Genomic DNA, 4,970 nt, shown 5'->3' with positions numbered 1-4,970 from the left:
CTACCTTAATCGCCGGGTTATTTCTTCAACTACCATTCGAGGCTCCTTATTATCTGTATCGATGCGGAAATCAGTGCAGGCATAAAAAGTCTCCCGGGCTTCCAGCATAAGCTTAATGTCCTTTTCGCCAATCTCCTTTTTTAACAAAGGACGGCTGCCTTTTTTCCGGTTTATCCGTTTAAGAATTTCTTCTGCACTGGCCTCCAGACAAATTAATATGCCATTCTCCCTCAAGGCCTCAATGTTCTCCTGGCTTAGTACTACTCCTCCTCCGGTAGCAATAACCAGATTGCTTTCGCAGCTAAGTTTTTGCGCTAGCAGTTTTTCCTCCGAACGAAATCTGATTTCTCCATGCTTGCGAAATAACTGACTGATAGGCAAGCCGGTGATCTTCTCGATCTCCCGATCCATATCAACAAATTTCATTTTTAGCTTTTCCGCCAGCCTTTGACCTACAGAACTCTTTCCTGTACCCATAAAACCGATTAGTACTATATTTTTCCCCATTTCCACACCCTTTTCAAATAAGCCTGGTATTCTTCATAGGATTTCCTGATTTCATCCAGGCTGTCACCGGAAAATTTATCCAAAAAAGCCCGGGCTATAGCAAAAGCCAACATGCTTTCCCCTACTATGGCTGCCGCTGGAACCGCAGTGATATCAGAACGCTCAATATCAGCCTTCTCCTCCTGCCATAATTTTGTGTTTACACTGGTCAAAGGTTTATAAAGAGTGGGGATAGGCTTCATATAAGCCCGTGCCCAAACCATCTCTCCATTGCTTATTCCTCCCTCGATTCCCCCGGCCCGGTTACTCTCACGGTAGAGTCCCTCAGACTCGGTATAGAATATTTCATCATGCACTCGGGAGCCCGGTTCAGCAGAGTTGGCTATACCTTCTCCAATCTCCACCGCCTTTATGGCCGGAATACTCATCAATAAAGCGGAAATCTGACTGTCCAGCCTGCTCTCCCAGCTGATATGATTGCCCAATCCCGGCGGCACCCCTATAACTCCAACTTCAAAACTGCCGCCGAGCGATTCTCCCTTTACCCGGGCCTGGTCAATGGCCTCCATCATCAGGGGCGCTTTTTCTGCATCCACCGAGTGCAAAGGGGATTTATCCACCCTCTCCATCAAAACTTGCCAGTTCTGCTCATTCACCTGCCAGGTCTTTACCTGCACCGGCCCTATGGATCTTACCTGACTATAAACCCGAATATTGAACGACTCCAAAAGCTTTTTAAACATGGCTCCGGCCGCCACCCGGGCAGCAGTCTCGCGGGCACTGGCCCTTTCTAAAATATTGCGCATATCCACCTGATTATACTTCATGGCCCCGGCCAAATCAGCATGTCCGGGCCGAGGCCGGTTTATGATTTTTTCTTCATGCCGCTTGCACTCTCCTGCCGCCATTATCTCCTGCCAGTTTTCAAAATCCTGATTTCTTATGAGATAGGCAATAGGACTACCCAGGCTATAGCCGTTTCTGATTCCGGAGAAAATCTCCACGCGGTCCGATTCAATCTTCATCCTGCCGCCTCGCCCATAGCCCTTTTGTCTCCTTTGCAATTCCCGGTTAATATCCTTTTCCCCTATTTCAACCCCGGCAGGCATTTGCTCAACAATACCAATAAGACCCTTTCCATGTGATTCACCAGAAGTAACAAAGCGTAACACCATCCGTGTCCCCCTATTTCTTTTTAATATATCCTCCCTGGAAATGTTTGGGTTCCATGAAAACCACAAAGGCATCAGGGTCTTTTTCGTATATCTTATCCGCAACAGCCACAGCCATATTACGCCTGAGAAAAATATTTAACACCAGTTTGGGGCCGGCCTTACCACTGGCTTCCCAACAGGTTACCGGAAAACCTTCTTCCCTTAATTCCTCCACAATATGGCCATGCTCGCTGTCAATGGTTACCTGAACCCCCCGATAACCCAGGGCAATCTTTTCTTCCAGGAAAGTCCCCAGGAGGATGCCCAGGGCAAAACCAAAACAAAAGACCAGTAGTTTCAAGGGTTCATTCAGCGAACCAACTACCAGGCCCAGGGCTACGGTATAAATAAGGATTTCAAAAAAACCGATTATGGCCGCCGGTATTTTATCCCCGCGGATAACCAGAATCATCCTCACTGTTCCCAGAGAAACATCCAGCACCCGGGCCAGAAAAATAAAAATTAGTTCAAATAACATAGCTTCTCCTTATTCCCAGCTTGGTGGGGGTTCATCGGAAACCCTAATCCTCCCCGCAGCCACACTTACTATAATATAGCGTCTTTCCCCTTTTTGGTTTTCCAGGGTTACCGTCCCTGCGTGAGAAGGTACTCCCGAAGGCGAGAAAATACAGGCGGCCTTGTTATCATGCTTGTCAAAAGTAGTCAGGCCTAAATAGCTAATACCCGGGCTTAATTGATAGGTGGAGCCATTTTTAACTTTATATTTGGTATCACTGGTAAAAAAGTATATCACTTGCGTTTGTCCGCTGGTTATGGCTTCCTGCCGCGCCATGCGCAGCACCCCGGACATTCTTTGGGCATCACTTTGCAACCTCTGCTTATGTATAATAGTCGAAAATTCCGGAGCGGCCAGGGCCAGCATCAAGCTGAGAATAGCCATGACGAGCAGAAGTTCAAGCAGGGTGAATCCTTTTTTCGAGTTGATTTTGCACCACTTCCTTCATGTAGTCCAGAGGCGGCTTTTGCCCCAGCAGTATTTCCAGGGTCAAAGCTCCTTGCTGAACAAACATCCCCAGTCCGTTCATGGTCTTGAGCCCCAGGGCTTGCCCCCATGATAAAAAGCGGCTTTGCAGCGGATTATAAATGAGGTCGCAGAGGACAGCTCTGCTGCCCAGCAGATTCTCTTTGTTTACCGGTGATTTATCACTGTTAGGAAACATCCCCACCGGGGAGCAGTTAATAATGATGCTGGCCGTCTGGCTCAATCGTTGAAATTCAAGCGTGTTCATCAGGGAAGCTGAAGCTGAACTTGAGCTGCGGCTTGTTATCAAATCTGCCAGCAACCTGGCCCGAGCCAAATCTAAATCCAAAAAATCCAGACGGCTGACACCAGCACGCGTAAGCGCAAAGGCTACTGAGCGGGCTGCTCCCCCGGCCCCAATGAACAATGCCCTTCCTCCGGGATCAATCCTTTCTTCCCGTAATGCTTCCACGAACCCCCGGCCATCAGTATTATAACCCTGCAGACGCCCATTATCATTCTTTATCACATTTACCGCCCCGCAGGCAGATGCCTCAGTTGACAATCCATCCAAAAAGGGGATGATCTTTTCCTTGTAGGGGATGGTAACATTCAATCCACGGAAATTTAGAGTGCGGATAGCGGAAGGGAGATCAGGCAGTTTTTCCTCCGGGATTTCCAGGGGTAGATAAATTGAGTTTATTCCCATCTTCTCCAAGGTAAGATTGTGCATCAGGGGAGAAAGACTATGCTGCAACGGACAGCCTACCAAGCCCAGAAGGATAGTGTTGATATCTATCTGCACAGTTCTTTCTCCTTTCTTAATCGTGTGAGGAATCAGGGATCTTGACGACTTACTCCCGACGACCTACGACCAATTTTCGACGTAAACGGCGCAAAACGAAGTATTCCATGCATCGGGATATTTTAGTACCCGGAAACTCTCTTTTATCCAATGGTACCACCAGAATCGTATATAGTCCCGCCCGGTTTCCTCCCAACACATCGGTAAATATCTGGTCGCCAATTACGGCAGTTTCGGCAGCCTGGCTTTCCATCAAGGAAAGAGCCTGGAAGAAGGCCCTGCGCCGGGGTTTCTGGGCCCGATGAAGATACGGAATCCCCAGGCTCCTGGCTACAACCAGAACTCTCTGTTCACCGTTGTTGGACAGGATACAGGCCTTGAAGCCCTGTCCCTTTATATTCTCAAACCATTCCGCTATTTCTTGCCTTACTTCTCTTCTATTCCACTCGGTAATTGTATTATCGAGATCCAAAATAAAAGTGTTAATCTTTAGCTCTTTAAGTTTATCCAACGGTATCTCCAAAAGAGATTTAACATATATTTGAGGATAAAGAATTTCAAACATTTACAAACCTCACAGCTATTGGTCATTTTCCAGCATTCGCTGGCGAAAGAGAGAAGCCGACAATTCCGGTGCCACCGGATTGGTATAATAGCCAGTAGCCATCTCAAATCCGTTGGTTATGATAAATCGCGGATTTATCTCCATGAACCAGTGAGCCCCCTCCGCACTGACCCCGTTTATCGGGCCGGTGTTTATCACGATATTATAGGAGGGATTGCTCAAAGAATCAAGCATGATATTTAGAAAAGTCTTCAATGTCCTGGCCAAATCAGATATTTCTCTTTCGCTTATACCCCCAAAATGCTCTTTATGCTCTTTAGGTATTATCCAGGTTTCATAGGAGAATCGCGAGGCGTAAGGAGATAGCAGGATATAATATTCACTCTCGTATATTATTCGCTTCCCGTTTTCCCGCTCCTGCTCCATAATAGTACACAAAAGGCATTTCTGATTCCGCTGGTAGAACTCAGCCGGGATGGCTACATGCAGCGGAATCATGGGAAGGGCTACTATCTGGCTGTGACTATGCTCCTGGGAAGCACCGGCAAAGAGCCCCTGGTTTTTATAAATCTGAATATACTTGATACGGGGATCACTTGCCAGGGCTTGATAACGCTCTTTAAACATCCGGTAAATCAATTCGATTCTTTCCAGCGAAAAATGGTGAAATTCGCAGCTGTGATCTGAGTTTCCTATTACCACTTCCTGTTTTCCCAGACCATTGCAGCTATAATATATCCCTGATTGTTGTTCTTCTTGCAATTCTCCCTCCAGCCTAAAGGCAGAATACTTGCTGGGTACGGTGCGAACAATCCAACCTGGAGAATCCGGAGCCGAATTATCCTTTCTCACGGCAGCGATTTCCGGCGGGGTAAGAGATTCATTACCGGCACAAAA

Annotated in this window: 7 protein-coding genes; all 7 read right to left on the bottom strand. The window is 47.2% G+C overall.

Features of this window, described 5'->3' with window-relative positions; translation table 11 throughout:
* Complete coding sequence (locus PHP87_RS10580) at positions 1 to 507, bottom strand: shikimate kinase (protein WP_299921155.1); 507 nt, start codon at positions 505 to 507, stop codon at positions 1 to 3.
* A complete protein-coding gene (gene aroC, locus PHP87_RS10575; RefSeq protein WP_299921153.1) occupies positions 492 to 1,682 on the bottom strand; it encodes a chorismate synthase in 1,191 nt (396 codons plus the stop codon). Before aroC ends, PHP87_RS10580 begins: the two co-directional genes overlap by 16 nt.
* A 10-nt stretch (positions 1,683 to 1,692) precedes the next feature.
* The gene (locus PHP87_RS10570; protein WP_299921151.1) at positions 1,693 to 2,199 is read right to left on the bottom strand and encodes a DUF5698 domain-containing protein; all 507 of its coding nucleotides are present in this window, start codon (positions 2,197 to 2,199) and stop codon (positions 1,693 to 1,695) included.
* A 9-nt stretch (positions 2,200 to 2,208) separates the two neighbouring features.
* A complete protein-coding gene (locus PHP87_RS10565) occupies positions 2,209 to 2,631 on the bottom strand; it encodes a GspH/FimT family pseudopilin (protein ID WP_299921157.1) in 423 nt (140 codons plus the stop codon).
* A 4-nt stretch (positions 2,632 to 2,635) separates the two neighbouring features.
* Entirely contained in the window at positions 2,636 to 3,508 is an 873-nt protein-coding gene (aroE, locus tag PHP87_RS10560) for a shikimate dehydrogenase (RefSeq protein WP_299921149.1), read from the bottom strand.
* Positions 3,509 to 3,557: 49 nt separating this feature from the next.
* A complete protein-coding gene (locus PHP87_RS10555; RefSeq protein WP_299921147.1) occupies positions 3,558 to 4,073 on the bottom strand; it encodes a YqeG family HAD IIIA-type phosphatase in 516 nt (171 codons plus the stop codon).
* Positions 4,074 to 4,088: 15 nt separating this feature from the next.
* Positions 4,089 to 4,970, bottom strand: an 882-nt coding sequence (locus tag PHP87_RS10550) for a DUF4931 domain-containing protein (protein ID WP_299921145.1), incomplete at its 5' end; no start/stop codon positions are given.

It is taken from the genome of Syntrophomonas sp. (assembly GCF_028707975.1).
Taxonomy (GTDB): Bacteria; Bacillota; Syntrophomonadia; order Syntrophomonadales; family Syntrophomonadaceae; genus Syntrophomonas.
The sequence above is the reverse complement of the archived record's forward strand: the minus strand, read 5'-3'. Positions and strand labels throughout refer to the sequence as shown.